Below are 17,503 nucleotides of genomic sequence, written 5' to 3' on the forward strand. Positions count from 1 at the left end.
GTCAGAGCCCCATCCGTCGCCGTGCCGCGGCCGGGCGGACGTCGTCGAGCGACTCCACGACCCGGTCCACCATGCCGTACTCCTTGGCCTGTTCGGCCGTGAACCAGCGGTCGCGGTCGCCGTCGCGGGAGATCGTCTCCTCGCTCTGGCCGGTGTGCTCCGCGGTGATCCGCTCGATGGCCTTCTTCGTGAACTCCAGGTTCTGCGCCTGGATCTCGATGTCGGCGGTGGTACCGCCGATACCGGCCGACGGCTGGTGCATCATGATCCGCGCGTTCGGCAGCGCGTAGCGCTTCCCGTGTGTGCCGACGCTGAGCAGGAACTGCCCCATGCTCGCGGCGAATCCCATGACGAGCGTCGAGACGTCGTTGGGGATCAGCCGCATCGTGTCGTAGATCGCCAGGCCCGCGGTGACCGATCCGCCCGGGCTGTTGATGTACAGGCTGATGTCGGTCCGCGGGTCCTCCGCCGACAGCACGAGCAGCTGGGCGCAGACGCGGTTGGCGGAGACCTCGTCGACCTGGGTGCCGAGGAGGACGATCCGCTGCGCGAGCAGTTGCGCGGCCAGATGGTCGTCGAAGCGGGTCGCAGGGGTGTCGCCCTCCTCGGCGCGGGGTGCGCGGGCCGGGGCCCAACCGGTGATGAGTGGAGTCATCGGTCCTCCTTGTGGTGGCGCGGCGGTGGTCGCCGCGACCTCCACTCTCGGACCGAAAACCCTCCCGGATCGCTTTTCTCGGCCCGCAGCAGATTCGCTACGGGCAGAGGGGACCCCGGGGGCTGCCCTCACCGGCGCGCAAGGGACCTCAGTCGTCGGCGCGCAGCGCCCGGAAGAAGGCCCGTACGTCCTCGACCAGCAGCTCGGGCTCCTCGGCCGCGGCGAAGTGGCCGCCCCGGTCGAATTCCGTCCACCGTACGATGTTGTTCGTACGGTCCGCGATGTGCCGCAGCGGTACGAGGGGCTCGTGCGGGAAGACGGCCAGCGCGGTCGGTGCGAGGGACGGCTCGGGCGGTGTGCCCGAGTGGTCGGCGTGCGCCCGCTCGTAGTAGATGCGGGCCGAGGACCCGGCCGTACCGGTCAGCCAGTACAGCATCACGTTGGTCAGCATCAGGTCCCGGTCCACGGCCTCCTCGGGACGGTCCTTGGCATCCGTCCAGACCTTGAACTTCTCGACGATCCAGGCGAGTTGGCCGACCGGGGAGTCCGTGAGCGCGTAGGCGAGGGTCTGCGGCCGGGTGGACTGGAGCTCGGCGTATCCGCTCTCGTCCCGGCGCCATTCCCGGCCCCGCCGCCAGGACGTCAGCGTGCGCTCGCGCTCCTCGGGGCTCAGCGCGGCCAGTTCCTCGGGAGTCGGCTTGGTGACCGCGGACGATCCGGGCAGCAGGTTCAGATGGACTCCGATGAGCCGCTCGGGGTACGCCCGGCCCAGCTCACGGGAGATGGCCCCGCCCCAGTCACCGCCCTGGGCGCCGAACCGCTCGTACCCGAGACGCGTCATCAGCTCGGCGAACGCGGCGGCGACCCGTTGGAACTCCCAGCCGGTGTCCCGGGTCGGCCCGGAGAGCCCGAACCCGGGAATGCTCGGCACGACGAGATGGAACGCGTCGGCCGGATCGCCACCGTGCGCGCGCGGATCGGTCAACGGGCCGACGACGTCGGTGAATTCGACGATCGAGCCGGGCCAGCCGTGCGTGATGACCAGCGGGGTTGCGTCCGGTTCCGGGGACCGGACGTGCGCGAAGTGCACCCGCGTGCCGTCGATCTCCGTCGTGAACTGCGGCCACTCGTTCAGCCGCGCCTGCGCCGCCTGCCAGTCGTAGTCGTGCCGCCAGTACCGTACGAGTTCCCGCAGATACTCGCGCGGCACGCCGTACGCCCAGCCCACTCCCGGCAGTTCGTCGGGCCAGCGGGTGCGGTCCAGTCGCTGGTGCAGGTCGTCGACGTCGCTCTGCGGGAATTCGATACGGAACGGTTCGATGCGGGGGGCGTCCGAAGCTGAGGAAGTCATGTTCGCGCATGCTATCCGTGGCGCTCCGGAAGGGCACGGACATGTGCGCCGGCAGCCCCGTCCATCCGCAGCCGAAACGTCCCGCGCGCGACCGATGAGTTTTCGGACGACGATCAGTCGACAGAGATGACGACGTTTCCCGCCCGAGGAGGTACGCATGCCCGCCGATGGATTCACCACGTGTCTGTGGTTCGACGGCCAGGCCGAAGAGGCCGCGCACTACTACGTCTCGATCTTCAAGAACTCCCGGCTCGGCAGGATCGGCCGCTACACGGAGGCCGGGCCCGGCCCCGCCGGTTCCGTGCTGGCCGCCGAGTTCGTGGCCAACGGACAGAAGTTCGTCGCGTTGAACGGTGGCCCGCAGTTCACGTTCGACGAGGCCATCTCGTTCCAGATCCACTGCGACGACCAGGAAGAGGTGGACCACTACTGGAACAAGCTCATCGAGGACGGCGGCGAGGCGGGTCCCTGCGGCTGGGCCAAGGACAAGTACGGCCTGTCCTGGCAGGTCGTCCCGAGCAGGCTCATCGACCTGATCGGCGACCCGGACCCGGAGAAGGCGGCCCGCACCACCCAGGCGATGTTCCGGATGTCGAAGCTGGACATCGTGGCCCTGGAGAAGGCGTACGCGGGCGAGTAGCGGACCGGCGCGACGGCCGGCCCGCCCCTCCGCCCGACGCGGATCAGGCGAGCCGGCCGCTGTGCGGCGCCGAGGTGGCCTCGTCCAGGACCAGCACCCGGGGTCGCGGATCAGCACCCGTGCGATCGCGAGCCGCTGCCGCTGTCCCCCGGAGAGCCTGGCCCCGTGCTCGCCCACCACGGTGTCGAGCCCTTGCGGCAGCCGGGCCGCGAACTCCAGCTCGCTGGCGTCCCGCTGCGCCGAGCCCGCCGACGACCTCGCCCTGAAACGGCTGCGGCAGGCGCTCCCGCTGAGCACCGAGGACGCGCGCCGCCATCTCAACTCTCTGATCGAAACGGAACTCCGACGGCGGCCATGAGGATGAGACGGTCGCCGGGCCCCGCACAATGGTGGGCCCGGCACTGAACAGGAGGACCTCGCATGTCCCGCTACCCCGACCTGAAGTACCGCGTCGTCACGTCGTTCCAGCGGTGGATCGGCAATCCGCTCCTGAAGCGGCTGCCGATCCAGACCCTGCTGGAGACCACCGGACGCACATCGGGGCTGCCGCGCCGGACACCGGTCGGCGGACGTCTGGTGGGGCGGGAGTTCTGGTTCGTCAGCGAATACGGCGAGCGCTCGCAGTACGTGCGCAACATCCTGGCGGACCCGCGGGTCCGGGTCCGCGTCAGGGGGCGGTGGCACGCCGGCACCGCCCATCTGATGCCCGAGGACGATGTCCGCGCGCGGCTGAAGAGCCTGCCGCGGTTCAACAGCGCCGCGGTGCGCCTGATGGGCGCCGGTCTGACGACGGTGCGAGTCGATCTCACGGACTGATCCCCGGCGCGTACAGCGCGGCGGTCTCTGCCGCGACCCGCGCCAGGCTCTCGCGCGGCTCCGCCGGTGAGACCACTTCGAACTCGGTGCCGAAGGCGAGCAACTGCTGTGCGGCGCCCAGGGAGCGGAAGCGCTCGGCCTCGCGGATGCGCGGGAATCCGGCCAGGGAGGTGTGTCGTACGCGCACCACGACCTGCACCTCGGCGGGGACCTGGCCGACCTGCCGACGCGGGGTGTCCCGGACCTCGGCCAGTGCCACTCCCTTGCGCCGCTGTGTCCCCAGATGCGGGGCCGACCTGGGCGGCCCGCTCCGCCGGCGGACAGGATCGACGAGAATTCGGGGCTGACCAGGCCGGCCGCCTCGCGGTGCGGCGCACGCAGCGCGCCCATGACCTTGCGCGGTGCCGAGCCGATGCGCGATGCCGCCGGTACGCCCGCGCTCCGCGTTGCCCCGCACACCGGACGCCGGCCATGCCTCCACGTCACGGAAGATCATCCGCACGGACACCTCCAGGCGCTCGGCCAGGTCGGTGGCGGGCAGCTGTCCACGGGGTTTGCAGGAGCGGCAGGAGCGAGAGGAGCCGATCGGACGCCCAGCGCCCTGGCGCTGATCACCACGACGTTCCCGGCCGGCAAATCGCGCAACACCGCGATGGGCGTGTACGCGGCGATGGGCAGCGTCGGCGCCACGGTAGGCCTGCTGCTCGGTGGCACGCTCCCCGACGTCCTGGACTGGCGCTGGGTGTTCTTCGTCGACATCCCCATCGGCCTGGCCGTACTGGCGGGCACCCGCACCCTGGTCGAGGCCGCGGGCAACGCCGCAGCGGGCGGCGACGCCTCCGGCCCGGACGCCGGATCCCCGCACGCGCCGAGCAGTAGCCCGGCCATCAGCACCCCCACGATCCACGGCCTCCGCATGAAGCAACTCCCGCCCCGCCCGCCGAAAGGGCTCCCCAGGCAAGCACAGCCGGGCAGAAGGGGGAAGACGTACGTCGGCCACCGCGGCGTCGAGCCTCATGCCGGGGGGCGCTGGCGGATACGGGCGGCCAGTACCGCCACGTCGTCCTCCGCGTGCTGGGCGTCGAGCCGCACGAGGATCTCGTCGAGGACTTCGTCGATCCCCGTCCCGGGAGCCAGGCGCAGTCCGGCCAGCCGGGCGAGCGAGGCGTCGATGTCCTCGCCGCGCCGCTCCACCAGACCGTCGGTGAACATCACCAGGGTGTCCTCGGGGGCGAGCGCGCGGGTGACCGCCTCGTAGCCGCCCACGCCGGTGCCCAGCGGTGGACCGACCAGCACATGCAGCAGTTCCCCGCTGCCGTCCCCGGCGAACACGACCGGCGGCAGATGCCCGGCGCTGGCGAGTACGGCCGCGCCGCGCGCCGGGTCGACCTGGACGAGCAGACAGGTCGCCGGGCGCCGGGTGCCGTCCTCGGCGACCGCGGCGTCCAGGCGGCGCAGCACCCGGTGCGGCGGCATCTCCGTGGAGGCGACGTAGCGCAGCATCGAGCGGTAGGCGTTCATGTCCACCGCGGCGTCCAGCCCGTGCCCCATGACGTCGCCCACCACCAGCAGGGTGCGCCCGAAGTGCAGCCGTACGGTCTCGAACCAGTCCCCGCCCACCAGGACACTGCCGCCGCACGGCAGATAGCGGGTGGTGAGGTCGAGGTTGGGATGCGGGCGGCCCGGTTCGTACAGCAGCGCCCGCTGCAGGGAGAGCACCGTACTGCGTACGGCGTCGTGCTGCCGTGAGTGGCCGAGGTGGACGGCCGCGAGCCGGGCCGCGTAGTGCGTGACGGCGGTGCCCCGGTCGCTGAAGGCCGGCCCCTGCCGGACGGCCAGCAGCACCCCGTACAGCTGGCCGTGCGCGAGCAGCGGCACGGTCATGACCTGCCGGGGAACCGTGCCGGACAGGTCGAGCGTCGCCGTGATCGGATGGCCCTCGTCGAGGGCCTGGACGGACAGCGGGCGGGGGCCGTGGGCTGTCCAGGCGGTGAGCAGCTCGGTACGGCCGCCGGTGGCGACACGGGTCAGGTCCGGCTCGTGCGTGTGCTGTGCGGCCGGGACGTCGGCGGGCAGCAGATCCACCGCGGCGGCGTCGCAGACCTGCCGGCACACGAACTCCACGAGCTCCTCGCAGGTGGTCCGCTCGTTGAGAGTGGTGCCGATCGCCTCGACGGCGATCTCCATCGCGGCGAACGACGCCCCCACACCCGTAGCGCCCTCACCGCCTCGGCCCGCCATGCCACCTCCAGCGCCGCAGACACGTCTAGGATCCATCCACGCACGCGCGCAGCGGGCGCGCATGCTCAAGTGATCGGCGGCAGGTCGTTCACCAGTACGGCCGCCCCGTCGAAACGGCCGGCTTTGAGGTCGCGCAGCGCCCGCTGTGCCTCGGACAGCGGGTAGGTGTGCGTCGTGGCGCGTACGCCGTGCCGGGCCGCCAGCGCCAGGAAGTCCCTACCGTCCTGGCGTGTGTTGGAGGTGACGCTGCGCAGCTCCTTCTCGTAGAACAGTTCCCTTTCGTAGTGCAGTGGTGGGGTGTCGCTCAGATGGATCCCGGCGACCGACAGGATCCCGCCCCGGTCGAGCGCCCGCAGCGCGACCGGGACCAAGTCGCCGACCGGCGCGAACAGGATCGCGCTGTCCAGCGGCTCGGGCGGCTCGTCGTACGCCCCCCGGGCGGACGCGGCCCCGAGTTCCAGCGCGAGCCGCCGCGCGACCGGGTCACGCGTCAGTACGTGCACGGTGGCGCCCTGTGCGAGAGCCAGCTGGGCGCACAGGTGAGCGCTGCCGCCGAACCCGTACAGCCCGAGCCGTCCGCCCGGCGGCAGCGCGGCCCGCAGCAGCGCGCGGTAGCCGATGATGCCCGCGCACAGCAGTGGCGCCAGCGCGACGTCGTCCACCTCGCCGGGCAGCCGGTAGGCGAAGGCCGCCGGGACGGTCGTGTACTCGGCGTAACCGCCGTCGGCGTCCCAGCCGGTGTATTCCGAGGCCGGGCAGAGGTTCTCGGCCCCGCGCGCGCAGTACCCGCACGTGCCGTCCGTACGGCGCAGCCAGGCGACGCCCACCCGGTCGCCGACCGCGTGATCGAGCACATCCGCGCCCGTCGCCGCGACCACGCCGACGACCTCGTGGCCGGGTGTCACACGCGGCCGGCGCACCGGCAGGTCGCCCTCGGTGACGTGCAGGTCGGTGCGGCACACCCCGCAGACACGGACATGGACGAGGAGCTCGTCGGCCCGCGGCACCGGGACGGGCCGCTCGACGAAGCGCAGCGGCTCCTGCTCGAGGGGCCCCGGCCGGGCCACTTCCCACGCGTGCATCATCCCGTGTCCCGTCCTGTCGACGACCACCGCGTCCGCTCTCCAGTGTCGTCCAGAGCGCTCCGCTCGGCGCGCGGCCCGGACGGAGGCTGGCTAGCGTGAAAACGGACCGACCGGAGCCGCACGTGCGAACCGTGACCAGGCACCCCGCCGAACCAGGAAGAGTGGAACGCCATGGCCGTACAACCCGAGGGAACGCCCTGCTGGGCGGACGCGATGTTCAGCGATGTCGAGGGAGCGAAGAGTTTCTACGGTGACGTTCTCGGCTGGACGTTCGGCGAGGCGGCCTCGGAGTTCGGCAACTACACCCAGGCCTACGCGAACGGCAAGGCGGTGGCCGCCGTCGTCCAGCCGATGCCCGGGCAGGAGGGCCAGTCCGCCTGGTGCCTGTACCTCGCCTCTCCGGACGTCGACGCGACCGCCGAGAAGATCGGCGCCCACGGCGGCGAGGTGCTGATGGAGCCGATGCAGGTCGGCGACTTCGGCTCGATGCTGATCGCCCGGGACCCGAGTGGTGTCGTCTTCGGCGTGTGGCAGGGCGGCCTTCACGAGGGCTTCGAGGCGAGGGCCGTGCCCGGCGCGTACTGCTGGGCCGAGGTCTTCACCCGTGAACCCGAGAAGTCGGACGCCTTCTTCCCGGCCGTCTTCGGATACCACGCGAAGCAACTGGACGACGCCGCGACCGACTTCAGGTTGTACGACCTCGGCGGGGACCCGGTCCTCGGCCGGATGAGGATGACGGACGACTTCCCGCCCGAGGTCCCGCCGTACGTCAACGTCTACTTCACCGTCGACGACTGCGACGCCGCCGTCGCGAAGGCCACCGAGCGGGGCGCGATCCTGCGCTTCGGGCCGATGAGCAGCCCGTTCGGCCGGTTCGCCGCGCTGAGCGATCCGCAGGGCGCGGCGTTCTCCATGATCGACGTCAAGACGACCGCGGGCACGATGCCCAAGACGACCGACGTGTCCTGAACGGACGGCGGAATTTTGGCCCCTTGCCTCTGGGGCAACCATGCGCACGCGGTCTGTACGTCCTGCACACGGCGACGCCGCTGGGGCTGCGGCTGCTGGGCACCGGTCCGCGGACCCCGGAGAGCAGGCTACGGCCCGTGCGGGGAGCCGTCGCCGGACCGTGGCATGATCGGGGACATGCTTGAACGTGTGGTGGCCGCCTGTGACGGGGCTTCGAAGGGAAACCCGGGACCGGCCGGATGGGCGTGGGTCGTGGCCGACGGCGCGGAGACGCCGACCCGCTGGGAGGCCGGACCGCTGGGCACGGCGACGAACAACGTCGCCGAACTCACCGCGCTGGAGCGCCTGTTGACGGCGATCGCGCCGGACGTCCCGCTGGAGATCCGGATGGACTCCCAGTACGCGATGAAGGCCGTCACGACCTGGCTGCCCGGCTGGAAGCGCAAGGGCTGGAAGACCGCCTCCGGCAAGCCCGTCGCCAACCAGGAACTGGTCGCCCGCATCGACGAACTCCTCGACGGCCGCACCGTGGAGTTCCGCTACGTCCCCGCCCACCAGGTCGACGGCGACCGCCTGAACGACTTCGCCGACCGCGCCGCCAGCCAGGCCGCCATCGTCCAGCAGCCCGCGGGCAGCGACCTCGGCTCCCCGGAGCCCCCGCCGTCCCCCGACACCCCGGCCCCCTCCGGCGCCGGCCGCCGCCGCACCACGGCCACCGCGAAGACACCCCGGCAGGGTACGTCGACCCGTACGATCAAGGCCAAGTTCCCCGGCCGCTGCGTCTGCGGCCGCTCCTACGCGGCGGGCGAGTCGATCGCCAAGAACGGCCAGGGCTGGGGGCACCCCGAGTGCCGCACGGCCGAGCCGAGCAACGCCTAGTACGTTCCCCACGTCGGTTCTCCTTCGGGGGCTGCCCGCCGAACGCTCGGCGGGCAGCCCCCGAAGTGCGCGCGGACAGCAGTGCGAGGGACCCGTGGCAGGTGGGGCGCTACCGGATCGTGGCGCGGCTCGGCGCGGGCGGGATGGGCGCGTCTATCCGGGGCGCTCGCCGGGAGAGCGGGTACCGGACCTGTGAACGCGGTCAGACGGTGTCGAAGGTGTAGAACGCGCTGTGATCCAGCAGGTCCGCCGGTTTCACGTCGTTCCACGGCTTCATGGTCTCGTCGAGGTCCACGACGTCGGGGGTGCCGGAGAGCGGCAGATAGCCGGAGGCGGGGTGGCGGCGCCGCCAGTCGGCCCAGAGCTTGTCTATGTAGGCGTGGTGCAGCCAGAAGACGGGGTCGTTGGGGGAGACACCGGTGGCCATCTGGCCGCCGATCCAGACGTGCACGCGGTTGTGGAGGTTGACGCCGCGCCAGCCCTCGAGGTGATTGCGGAAGCCGTCCGAGGAACTGTTCCAGGGCGCCATGTCGTACGTCGCCATGCCGAGCACGGAGTCCACCTCCGCGGGGGTCGGCAGTTCGCGGGCGCCGCTGCCGAGCGAACGCCGCAGATACGTACGGCCGTCGACGCGCACCGTGATCGGCCAGTTGCCGGTGGAGGCCGCGAAGGGTCCGTCCATCACCCGGCCGTCCAGGGCCCGCCCGGTACCGCCGAGGAAGTCGGGCGCCCACAGGGCGGAACGGGTCGAACGGTCGGTGCTCCAGTCCCAGTACGGCAGGGCGACGGAGGCGTCCACGGACTGCAGCGCCCGCTCGAACTCCAGCAGGAATCTGCGGTGCCAGGGCAGGAAGGAGGGCGAACGGTGGCCCGTCCGTTCGCCGTTGTCCGTGTCGCCGAGGATGAAGGCGTTGTGCGTCGTGACGAAGGCGTCGTACCGGCCACTGCGCTTGAGCTGGAGGAGCGCGTCGACGAAACGCCGCTTCTCGTCGGCGGTCAGGTTCGCCTGGTTCTTGCGTACGGTCATGTGCGGGGCTCCACGGTCTGCTGACGGGTCTGGGTCACGGCTGGGGCGGGTTGAGGGGGACGAGCGGTGCGCCCTGTAGTTCCACGACCGCGGCGCGGGCGGCGGCGCGTGGGGTGGGCACCGGGTCGTAGTGGCTGACGACGCTGATCCAGCTGCCGTCGGCGTTCCGCATCACGTGCAGCTCCATCCCGTCGATGAACACGGCGTACCCGGCGCCGTGATCGTGGTGGTGACCGCCGCCGCTGACGGCACGGCCCGTTATCCGGCGGCCTCGGTAGACCTCGTCGAAGGCTTCGGGGCCGCCGTGGTGCCCGGCGTCCGAGGCCTTGGCCACGGCGACGGGCTGGGTACCGGCCGCGGCGGCGAGGACGGCCGCGGCCCCGAGGGCACGGCGACGGGTGAGTTCTGGCATGCGGAGACCTCCTGCGATCAAGTTCTGTCGATGACCCGGTATGCCTATCGGGTTGTCGGAGAGTGGGAGAAATCGCCGGATGCCGGTTGGCTATGATCAGGACAATTGGGCAAATGTCGTACAGAGTTGAACGAAGACGATCTTGCTGTCGAGGGTGTCTTCGATGTGCCGGAAGGTGGAATTCCTTCCGTCTGGCGACGCTCTGCCGATGATCTTCCGGGGGTGCTGTGCGGCGAGTGGCGCCGCTCACGCCCGCAAGCTGACGCGAACCGCGTGAAGATCGCGCGCAGTCCGCGACCACTCGGTGTGCTGGAGCGACGCAGTCGGCAGCGCGCTGCGCCGACTGCTTCGGCTGCGCTCTGCGGGTTCAAGCGCCGGTAGCCGCCCCAGAAGTAGGGCACGCATTGAGTGAATAGCAATTCACCCGCTATGGTGAATTGCTATTCACCATCTTCTCCGCGTCGACTTCTGGAGAGTTCATGGCGGCACTGCGTGACCGACTGACGGTCCCGGTCCTTGCGCTCGGCGGGAGCCTCATGGCCGTCATGCAGGTGGTGGTGGTGCCGCTCCTGCCCGACCTGCCGCGGCTGACGGGTGCGTCGGCGGGTGCCGTGTCCTGGATGGTGACGGCGACGCTGCTGACCGGAGCGGTACTGAACCCCGTGCTGGGCCGCGCCGGCGACATGTACGGCAAGAAGAAGGTGCTGCTGATCGCCCTCGGGATGATGACGGTCGGCTCGCTCATGTGCGCCCTCACGTCCGACATCCGCATACTCATCGCGGCCCGCGCCCTGCAAGGGGCGGCGGCCGCCGTCGTACCGCTGTCGATCAGCCTGCTGCGGGACGAACTGCCGCCCGAGCGTACGGGTTCCGCGGTGGCGCTGATGAGCTCCACCGTGGGGATCGGCGCCGCCCTCGGCCTGCCGCTCGCCGCGATGGTGGTCGAGTACGCCAGCTGGCACGTCATGTTCTGGGGGACGACCGCGATCGGCGCCCTCGGGACGACGCTGGCCTGGTGGGCGGTGCGCGAGTCGCCCGTCCGTGAGCCGGGCCGCTTCGACCTGCTCGGCGCGCTGGGCCTGGCCGTCGGGCTCTCCTGTCTGCTGCTGGGTGTGTCACAGGGCGGTCAGTGGGGCTGGACCAGCCCCCGGATCCTCGGCCTGTTCGTCGGTTGCGTCTGCGTCCTCGGCCTGTGGTGGGCGCAGCAACTGCGCGCCGAACGGCCGCTGGTCGACCTGAAGCTTGCCACCAGCCCCCGGGTCGCCCTGCCCCATGTGGCCGCGCTCCTGACCGGCTTCGCCTTCTACGCCAACTCCCTGGTCACGGCACAGCTGGTGCAGGCGCCCAAGGCGACCGGCTACGGACTCGGGCTGTCCATCGTGGCGACGGGCCTGGTCATGCTGCCCGGCGGGGTGATCATGCTGCTGCTCTCGCCGGTCTCGGCGCGCGTGTCGGCGGCCCGCGGCGCCCGCGTGACGCTGGCCATCGGCACTTTGGTCATCGCCCTCGGCTACGGCATACGCATCATCGACAGTCACAGCCTCTTGGTGATCATGCTGGGCTCCGCGGTCTGCGCGATGGGAACGACGTTCGCCTACTCGGCGCTGCCCACCCTCATCCTGCGCGCCGTGCCCGCCGGGCAGACCGCGTCCGCGAACGGCGTCAACGTGCTGATGCGCACCGTCGGGCAGGCCGTCAGCAGCGCCGCCGTCGCCGCCATCCTGGTCCACCACGCCAGTCTCCTCGGCGGTGCCCCGATACCCACGCTGCACGGCTATCTGCTGGCCTTCGCCCTGGCGGGTACGGTCGCACTGGTGGCCTGTGCCACCGCCCTCGTCATACCCGCCGACCCCGCCATCCGCGACACCCGCCGGGCCTCCGACGGCAAGGGAGCGCCCCGGGACGAGGCACTGGAAGGAGCATGAGCACCGTGACCACCCCGCCCGCCGGTCTCGCGGCAACCCCGCCCGCCCCGCCGCGTCGTGATGCCGAGGCGACGAAGGCGGCCATCCTGCGCGCGGCCCGCCATCTGATGGCCCGGCACGCCCATGCGGACATCACGCTCAAGGCGATCGCCGACCGGGCGGGCGTGAGCGCGCCACTGATCCTCAAGTACTTCGGGAACAAGGACGCGCTCTTCGCACGCGTGATGTCCTTCGAGACGGATGCCGCCGCACTCCTGGACGCACCCCTGGAGAACCTCGGCCACCACATGGTCCGCCAGGTGCTGGTCGGCCAGACCGAGCGCGGAGCCGACCCCATCCTGCGGATCATCTTCGCTCCGCGCCAGGGCGATCAGGGCGACGTCATGCGTGCCAACTTCCGCACCCAGGTCAGCGACCGCCTCGCCCTCCGTCTGACCGGCCCCGACGCGGGCCTGCGCGCCGAACTGGCCGTCGGCACGCTGCTCGGCCTCGGCACGATGTACGGCATCGCACGGGGCGCCCGGCTGCGCGCGACCGCGATCGAGGACATCGTCGACCGGTACGGCCCCACGGTCCAGGCCCTCCTGACGCCGTGAGGCGAAGGACGCCGCCGGATACGGACGCCCGCGCCCGCCTCAGTTCACCCCGTCCGGGCGGAACTGCACACTGATCCGTGGCCCCGCCGCCCGCGCCGTCTTGGGAATGGCGTGCTCCCAGGTCCGCTGGCAGGAGCCGCCCATCACGATCAGGTCGCCGTGTCCGAGCGGGCGCCGTACGGTGTCGCCTCCGTGGCGCGGGCGCAGCAGCAGGTCGCGCGGCGCGCCCACGGAGAGGATCGCGACCATGGTGTCCTCCCGCGCGCCCCGGCCGATCCGGTCCCCGTGCCAGGCCACACTGTCCCGGCCGTCCCGGTAGTAGCAGAGCCCCGCGGTGGTGAACGGTTCGCCCAGCTCGGCGGCGTAGTGCGCGGACAGCGCGTCCCGTGCCTCGGCGAGGATCGGGTGCGGCAACGTGTCGCCCGCCCGGTAGTAGGCGAGCAGCCTCGGTACGTCCACCACGTGCTCGTACATCTGCCGCCGCTCCGCCCGCCACGGCACCTCGTCGACGAGCCGCGCGAAGAGGGCGTCGGCTCCGCCGAGCCAGCCGGGCAACAGGTCGATCCAGGCCCCGTCGCCCAGCGTGGTCCTGCGCAGTGTGTGCAACGGACTGAGGTGGAGCTCGTCGGTCTGGTCGAAGAGCGAGCCCTGGAGGTGCGTGGACATACGCCCAGCGTACTCCTTATTCGAATATACGTTCCATTACGGCTGTCAGGGCCCGGCGTCGGCTTCCGTGGGGACGGCGGCTTCTGAGGGGATGCCGGCTTCCGTGAGGACCTCGTGGATGACGTGCTGCGCGTTGGCGGCGATCACCGGATTGGTGACGCGGTAGTAAGGGAGCTGGATGAGCGCCATGGACAGGGCCCAGCCGCGCCCCCGCGCCCAGCTGGCGTCGTCGGCGCCGGCCGCCTGCCGGAAGGTGTCCCGCGCCTCGGCGGGGAGGAGGTTCCAGGCCGGGATGAGGTCGCAGGCGGGGTCGCCGACACCGACGGTGCCGAAGTCCAGCACGGCGTCGAGCCGGCCCCCGTGGGTGAGCAGATTGCCGGGCATCAGGTCGGAGTGGACCCACATCGGCGGGCCGGTCCACGCGGGCGCCGCGAGCGCCGCCTCCCAGGCCGCCGTGGCGGCCGAGGTGTCGATCGTGCCGCTCAGTTCGTCGAGCGCGGCGCGTGTCGTGGTGTCCTCGGTCGACAGGGGCACGCCCCGGTAGGCGGTCGGCCCGTCGGGCAACCGGACCCGGCGCAGCGCGGCGACGAACGCGCCGAGGTCGGCGGCCAGTGACAGCGGGTCGGTGAGGCGGCCGGTGTGTGGCGGCTCGCCGTCGAGCCAGCGCTGCACCATCCAGGGCCACGGATAACCCTCGCCGGGCGTGCCGGTGGCGAGGATCTCGGGCACGGCGACCGGGAGCAGCGGGGCGAGCCGCGGCACCCAGTGCGCTTCCTTGCCCACGTCGTCGGCGCCCCCCTCGATGCGGGGGAGGCGTACGGCCAGGTCGTCGCCGAGCCGGTACAGGGCGTTGACCGTACCGGCCGACGGGAAGCGCTTCAGCGGCAGCTCGGCCCACTGCGGGAACTGCGCGGCCAGCAGCCGTCGTACGAGCGAGGTGTCGATCGGGAACTCGTCGGCGCGCATCGGCCCGTCGGGGATCGCTTCCGCCGTTTGGTCTCTGTCTGGCATGGGGCCCAACTATGCCTGCGCCGACGGCGGTTCGCGCTTCCTTATCGCGGCAGGCAACCTCGCGCACGTCGTCGCCGTCTTGATCGGCAACGGGTCGGCGGCGTGTCGACGTCGAACAGGCCGGCGGCCGCTCGGCGGCCCTGCGCGCGGCGCGCCGGCATCTCGCCGCGGCGGACGTCCTGCCGGCGGGAGCTTCCCTGACCTCACGTCCCGCCGCGGACCTGCGGACTCTCCTCTCCTCCCTCGCCCACCGCACGATCTGACGCCGTCTCGCCTCCGGCTCCGCCCGCCGCGGGCCGGCGCCGCTGCGGCATCGGTCACATGTGCGGGTCGGGGAGCCGTGCGAGGCAACCGCTCCGGCCCCCCTCGCATCTGTCCGGGCGACGCGCAATTGGTCACCTCTTGATCGCTGAGCCGTGAACATTCGTAAAGAGATCGCCTTGAAGGTTGCAAAAGGCATCTTTTTTTCTTTGCGTGGACATGGTTAATCGGTGAGGGTGTCGCCTTGGGGCCCGACAGCTCCCACGGCGTTCAACAGCGCTGTGCCTCAGGGTGGTTGGCGATCCCGGCCGCCCCTGTTCGAAGGAACTCAGTGCATAGACCCCACATACGCCGCGTGGCGATCGCCGTCGCGGTAACGACGGCCGCCACCCTCCCGGCGGGCCCCGCCTTCGCGGCCGTGCCCGACTCGCCCGCCCGCGCCGCGACTTCGACTCCCTCGCCGGTGGAGGCGGCCCGGGCCGCCGCGTTCGCCCACGCGTCGGCCACCGGTGTCAGCCACGGGGACACCCTGCGGGCCACGGACGTCATGACGGACCCGGACGGCAAGCGGCACGTCCGCTTCGTCCGCAGCCACCAGGGGCTCACGGTGCTCGGCGGCGACCTCGTCGTCCACCTCGGCAAGCAGTCCGCCTACCTGGGGGTGACCCGGGCCGCCGACCACGTTGTCAAGCCGGCCACGACCGAGGCGAAGCTGACGCCCGCACAGGCCGAGCAGAAGGCCGCCACGGTCGCCAAGGGCGACGCGGGCAGCGCCGAACTCGTCGTCGACGCCCGTGACGGCGCCGCCGCCCTCGCCTACCAGGTGCGCGTGACGGACAGCGACACCACCGAGGCCGGTGGCTCCCGCACGGTCGTCGTGGACGCGCAGAGCGGCCGGATCCGCAGCGACACCCCCGACAGCGACGAGTTCATCTCGCCGCACTTGGAGAAGACGCTGCGCGAGAAGGGCGAGACGGCGAGCCCCCGGACGGGCGTGGCCACCCAGCCGTCCAGCCTCTTCAGCGCGACGGCGGCCGCCCGCTACCCGGTCAAGGCCACCGGCAGCGGCACCTCCCTCTTCGCCGGCAAGGTGACACTGACCACCACCCAAACCGCGCGCACCAGCTTCCTCCTCAAGGACCCCACCCGGTGGAACACCGAGACCAGGGACGCCAAGGGCCTGGAACTGGAAGCCTTCACGCGCGGCACGAAGTTCATCAGCACCACCAACAAGTGGGGCACCGGCACCACCGCCAACCGGGCCACCGCCGCGGTCGACGCCCAGTACGGCATCACCCAGACGCTGGACTTCTACAAGAAGGCCTTCGGCCGCAAGGGCATCAAGAACGACAGCACCGGCGCCCACGCGATGGTCCACTTCGGCAGCAAGGTCGGCAACGCCTTCTGGGACTCGACATGCGGCTGCATGCTGTACGGCGACGGTGACGGCGACATGTTCAAGAAGCCGCTGGTCGTCCTGGACGTCACCGGCCACGAGCTGACCCACGGAGTCGTCGACGCCACCGCGGCGCTCGAACCGACCCGGATGGACGCCGACGGCAACCAGTACGGGGAGCCGGGCGCCCTCAACGAGTCCCTCGCCGACATCTTCGGCTCCAACGTCGAGTTCGCCGCCAACAACCCGAATAACCCGCCGAACTACCTCGTGGGCGAGAAGCTGGGCCTCGCCCAGAAGTTCCTGCGCCGCCTCGACCACCCCTCCCTGGACAAGCTGGAGGGCACCATCGACTACTGGTCGCCCGCGGCCTACGACACCGAGGTGCACGCGGGCTCCGGCGTCTCGTCCCATGCCTACTACCTGCTCGCCGAGGGCAGCGGCCGCAAGACGGTCGGCGGCGTGACGTACGACTCGCCGACGTACGACGGTTCACAGGTGACCGGCATCGGACGCGCCAAGGCCACCGCGATCTTCTATCGCGCGCTGACCCGCTACATGGTCTCCACGACCGACTTCCACGACGCGCGGACCGCGACCCTCCAGGCCGCCGCCGACATGTACGGGGCGACCAGCGCCGAGTACCGGACGGTGGACAAGGCGTGGGCCGCCGTCAATGTCACCACCGTCAACACCCCCGCCGCCGGGCGCTGACGGACGAGATGGCAAGAAGGGGCCCGGCCGCGCGGCAGGGCCCCTTCCCTGCTCCCGCCCTCAGTGCTGCTGCGCCTTCTGCGGCGTCGCCTCGCTCGGACGGACGACGACCACACCATCGCCCTCCAGCTTCAACTGCACGGCCTCGCCCGAGCCGCCGCGGATCATCGAGCCGATCGACTGCGAGCGGTGCAGCGAGGTGTGGAGCTGCGCGGTCCAGCCGACGACCGCGTCCGTGTCGACGTACACCGGCTGCTGCGGCGAGACGGGTATCACCAGCGGGTTGCCCTCGCAGATCAACCCCAGCCTGCCGTGACCGCTGAAGACGCTGTTGAAGATGCCGCCGCCGGTGACTCCCGCGCCCTTCACGGTCTTTATCTCGTACGACAGCGTGGAGTCGAAGCACAGGACGTTGCGCCCGTTCACGGTGAACAGGTCGCCCGGCTCGATGTCGATGATGAAACAGTTCTGCGCCTCGTGTGCGAACCAGGCCTCGCCCTGCCCGCGCACCGTCATCAGCGGAAGTCCCTCACCGGTGACCGCCCGCTTGAGCATGCCGCCCACGCCCTGGCCCTTGCGCTCGAACTGCAGATTCCCCCGGTAGGCGATCATCGCCCCCTGGCGTGCGAGCATGTCGCCGTTGACGGCGTACTTGATCGACTTGGCGTTCTGGATGGTCATGCCCGGCGCGACGGCGGGCTGCACCATGTGGTCACTGGAAAAGAGATCACCCTTCATGCGGGCATCTTGGCCCGGAGGGTTTGGTTCCGCCAAGATCGCCGACATTCGAGGACAGTTGGGCTCTGTTCGGGGCTGCTGGGGACGCGCGGAGGGCCGGCCCGGGTGAACCGGACCGGCC

Annotated in this window: 18 protein-coding genes and 2 pseudogenes; 9 read left to right on the plus strand and 11 right to left on the minus strand. The window is 71.2% G+C overall.

The genetic code is table 11. From position 1 onward, the window contains the following. Position 1: 1 nt before the first annotated feature. Positions 2-655, minus strand: coding sequence for an ATP-dependent Clp protease proteolytic subunit (locus OG747_RS44660; RefSeq protein ID WP_405885085.1), 654 nt, complete (start codon positions 653-655; stop codon positions 2-4). A 148-nt stretch (positions 656-803) separates the two neighbouring features. Further along, positions 804-2,006 (minus strand): epoxide hydrolase family protein, encoded by a 1,203-nt coding sequence (locus OG747_RS44665; RefSeq protein ID WP_405885086.1) that lies wholly within the window; start codon positions 2,004-2,006, stop codon positions 804-806. A gap of 157 nt (positions 2,007-2,163) precedes the next feature. Here OG747_RS44665 and OG747_RS44670 point away from each other — a divergent pair, with 157 nt between their 5' ends. Continuing rightward, complete coding sequence (locus OG747_RS44670) at positions 2,164-2,646, plus strand: VOC family protein (RefSeq protein WP_405885087.1); 483 nt, start codon at positions 2,164-2,166, stop codon at positions 2,644-2,646. A gap of 67 nt (positions 2,647-2,713) precedes the next feature. Here OG747_RS44670 and OG747_RS44675 read toward each other — a convergent pair. Beyond that, a pseudogene (locus OG747_RS44675) lies at positions 2,714-2,889 on the minus strand (ATP-binding cassette domain-containing protein); the annotation flags it as partial. Between OG747_RS44675 and OG747_RS44680 the strand changes: the two are divergent. Beyond that, complete coding sequence (locus tag OG747_RS44680; RefSeq protein ID WP_405886126.1) at positions 2,828-3,004, plus strand: hypothetical protein; 177 nt, start codon at positions 2,828-2,830, stop codon at positions 3,002-3,004. The pseudogene OG747_RS44675 and the gene OG747_RS44680 sit on opposite strands and share 62 nt — an antisense overlap. Positions 3,005-3,066: 62 nt before the next feature. Continuing rightward, on the plus strand, positions 3,067-3,462 hold the full coding sequence (locus OG747_RS44685; protein ID WP_405885088.1) for a nitroreductase/quinone reductase family protein: 396 nt from the start codon (positions 3,067-3,069) through the stop codon (positions 3,460-3,462). Here OG747_RS44685 and OG747_RS44690 read toward each other — a convergent pair. Continuing rightward, on the minus strand, positions 3,452-3,721 hold the full coding sequence (locus OG747_RS44690; protein WP_405885089.1) for a hypothetical protein: 270 nt from the start codon (positions 3,719-3,721) through the stop codon (positions 3,452-3,454). The two genes, OG747_RS44685 and OG747_RS44690, sit on opposite strands and share 11 nt — an antisense overlap. Before the next feature lie 153 nt (positions 3,722-3,874). Between OG747_RS44690 and OG747_RS44695 the strand changes: the two are divergent. Continuing rightward, positions 3,875-4,186, plus strand: a pseudogene (locus tag OG747_RS44695) (hypothetical protein); the annotation flags it as partial. Positions 4,187-4,476: 290 nt separating this feature from the next. Here OG747_RS44695 and OG747_RS44700 read toward each other — a convergent pair. Beyond that, positions 4,477-5,703 (minus strand): PP2C family protein-serine/threonine phosphatase, encoded by a 1,227-nt coding sequence (locus tag OG747_RS44700; RefSeq protein ID WP_405885090.1) that lies wholly within the window; start codon positions 5,701-5,703, stop codon positions 4,477-4,479. A 65-nt stretch (positions 5,704-5,768) separates the two neighbouring features. After that, positions 5,769-6,785, minus strand: coding sequence for a zinc-binding alcohol dehydrogenase family protein (locus OG747_RS44705; RefSeq protein WP_405886029.1), 1,017 nt, complete (start codon positions 6,783-6,785; stop codon positions 5,769-5,771). Between the two features lie 174 nt (positions 6,786-6,959). Between OG747_RS44705 and OG747_RS44710 the strand changes: the two genes are divergently transcribed. Further along, the gene (locus tag OG747_RS44710) at positions 6,960-7,757 is read left to right on the plus strand and encodes a VOC family protein (protein WP_405885091.1); all 798 of its coding nucleotides are present in this window, start codon (positions 6,960-6,962) and stop codon (positions 7,755-7,757) included. 165 nt (positions 7,758-7,922) lie between these two features. Next, positions 7,923-8,636 (plus strand): ribonuclease H, encoded by a 714-nt coding sequence (locus OG747_RS44715; protein ID WP_405885092.1) that lies wholly within the window; start codon positions 7,923-7,925, stop codon positions 8,634-8,636. Between the two features lie 202 nt (positions 8,637-8,838). Here OG747_RS44715 and OG747_RS44720 read toward each other — a convergent pair whose 3' ends face one another. Next, positions 8,839-9,663 (minus strand): tyrosinase family protein, encoded by an 825-nt coding sequence (locus OG747_RS44720; RefSeq protein ID WP_405885093.1) that lies wholly within the window; start codon positions 9,661-9,663, stop codon positions 8,839-8,841. Between the two features lie 34 nt (positions 9,664-9,697). Beyond that, positions 9,698-10,075 carry a tyrosinase cofactor gene (locus OG747_RS44725; protein ID WP_405885094.1) on the minus strand — a complete coding sequence of 126 codons (378 nt, stop codon included), beginning with the start codon at positions 10,073-10,075 and terminating at the stop codon, positions 9,698-9,700. Positions 10,076-10,554: 479 nt separating this feature from the next. Here OG747_RS44725 and OG747_RS44730 point away from each other — a divergent pair, with 479 nt between their 5' ends. Then, positions 10,555-12,000 (plus strand): MFS transporter, encoded by a 1,446-nt coding sequence (locus OG747_RS44730; protein ID WP_405885095.1) that lies wholly within the window; start codon positions 10,555-10,557, stop codon positions 11,998-12,000. After that, complete coding sequence (locus tag OG747_RS44735) at positions 11,997-12,596, plus strand: TetR family transcriptional regulator (RefSeq protein WP_405885096.1); 600 nt, start codon at positions 11,997-11,999, stop codon at positions 12,594-12,596. Before OG747_RS44730 ends, OG747_RS44735 begins: the two co-directional genes overlap by 4 nt. 39 nt (positions 12,597-12,635) lie before the next feature. Here the strand turns inward: OG747_RS44735 and OG747_RS44740 are convergent, their stop codons facing one another. Together OG747_RS44740 and OG747_RS44745 are read right to left on the minus strand one after the other, a co-directional pair. Then, complete coding sequence (locus OG747_RS44740) at positions 12,636-13,262, minus strand: alpha-ketoglutarate-dependent dioxygenase AlkB (RefSeq protein WP_405885097.1); 627 nt, start codon at positions 13,260-13,262, stop codon at positions 12,636-12,638. Positions 13,263-13,307: 45 nt separating this feature from the next. Beyond that, on the minus strand, positions 13,308-14,273 hold the full coding sequence (locus OG747_RS44745) for an aminoglycoside phosphotransferase family protein (RefSeq protein WP_405885098.1): 966 nt from the start codon (positions 14,271-14,273) through the stop codon (positions 13,308-13,310). 592 nt (positions 14,274-14,865) lie between these two features. Here OG747_RS44745 and OG747_RS44750 point away from each other — a divergent pair. Then, positions 14,866-16,644: a M4 family metallopeptidase gene (locus tag OG747_RS44750; RefSeq protein WP_405885099.1), complete on the plus strand. Its 1,779-nt coding sequence runs from the start codon at positions 14,866-14,868 to the stop codon at positions 16,642-16,644. A gap of 60 nt (positions 16,645-16,704) precedes the next feature. On the opposite strand, the gene OG747_RS44755 is transcribed toward OG747_RS44750, so the two are convergent. Further along, a complete protein-coding gene (locus OG747_RS44755; protein ID WP_405885100.1) occupies positions 16,705-17,382 on the minus strand; it encodes an AIM24 family protein in 678 nt (225 codons plus the stop codon). Positions 17,383-17,503: the final 121 nt, after the last annotated feature.

The sequence above is a fragment of the Streptomyces sp. NBC_01384 genome (assembly GCF_045040035.1).
Taxonomy (GTDB): domain Bacteria; phylum Actinomycetota; class Actinomycetes; order Streptomycetales; family Streptomycetaceae; genus Streptomyces.

Coding starts and splice junctions, on each gene's coding strand:
- OG747_RS44660 (WP_405885085.1), bottom strand. CDS start 655: ATGACTCCACTCATCACCGGTTGGGCCCCGGCCCGCGCACCCCGCGCC.
- OG747_RS44665 (WP_405885086.1), bottom strand. CDS start 2,006: ATGACTTCCTCAGCTTCGGACGCCCCCCGCATCGAACCGTTCCGTATC.
- OG747_RS44670 (WP_405885087.1), top strand. CDS start 2,164: ATGCCCGCCGATGGATTCACCACGTGTCTGTGGTTCGACGGCCAGGCC.
- OG747_RS44685 (WP_405885088.1), top strand. CDS start 3,067: ATGTCCCGCTACCCCGACCTGAAGTACCGCGTCGTCACGTCGTTCCAG.
- OG747_RS44700 (WP_405885090.1), bottom strand. CDS start 5,703: ATGGCGGGCCGAGGCGGTGAGGGCGCTACGGGTGTGGGGGCGTCGTTC.
- OG747_RS44705 (WP_405886029.1), bottom strand. CDS start 6,785: ATGCACGCGTGGGAAGTGGCCCGGCCGGGGCCCCTCGAGCAGGAGCCG.
- OG747_RS44710 (WP_405885091.1), top strand. CDS start 6,960: ATGGCCGTACAACCCGAGGGAACGCCCTGCTGGGCGGACGCGATGTTC.
- OG747_RS44715 (WP_405885092.1), top strand. CDS start 7,923: ATGATCGGGGACATGCTTGAACGTGTGGTGGCCGCCTGTGACGGGGCT.
- OG747_RS44720 (WP_405885093.1), bottom strand. CDS start 9,663: ATGACCGTACGCAAGAACCAGGCGAACCTGACCGCCGACGAGAAGCGG.
- OG747_RS44725 (WP_405885094.1), bottom strand. CDS start 10,075: ATGCCAGAACTCACCCGTCGCCGTGCCCTCGGGGCCGCGGCCGTCCTC.
- OG747_RS44730 (WP_405885095.1), top strand. CDS start 10,555: ATGGCGGCACTGCGTGACCGACTGACGGTCCCGGTCCTTGCGCTCGGC.
- OG747_RS44735 (WP_405885096.1), top strand. CDS start 11,997: ATGAGCACCGTGACCACCCCGCCCGCCGGTCTCGCGGCAACCCCGCCC.
- OG747_RS44740 (WP_405885097.1), bottom strand. CDS start 13,262: ATGTCCACGCACCTCCAGGGCTCGCTCTTCGACCAGACCGACGAGCTC.
- OG747_RS44745 (WP_405885098.1), bottom strand. CDS start 14,273: ATGCCAGACAGAGACCAAACGGCGGAAGCGATCCCCGACGGGCCGATG.
- OG747_RS44755 (WP_405885100.1), bottom strand. CDS start 17,382: ATGAAGGGTGATCTCTTTTCCAGTGACCACATGGTGCAGCCCGCCGTC.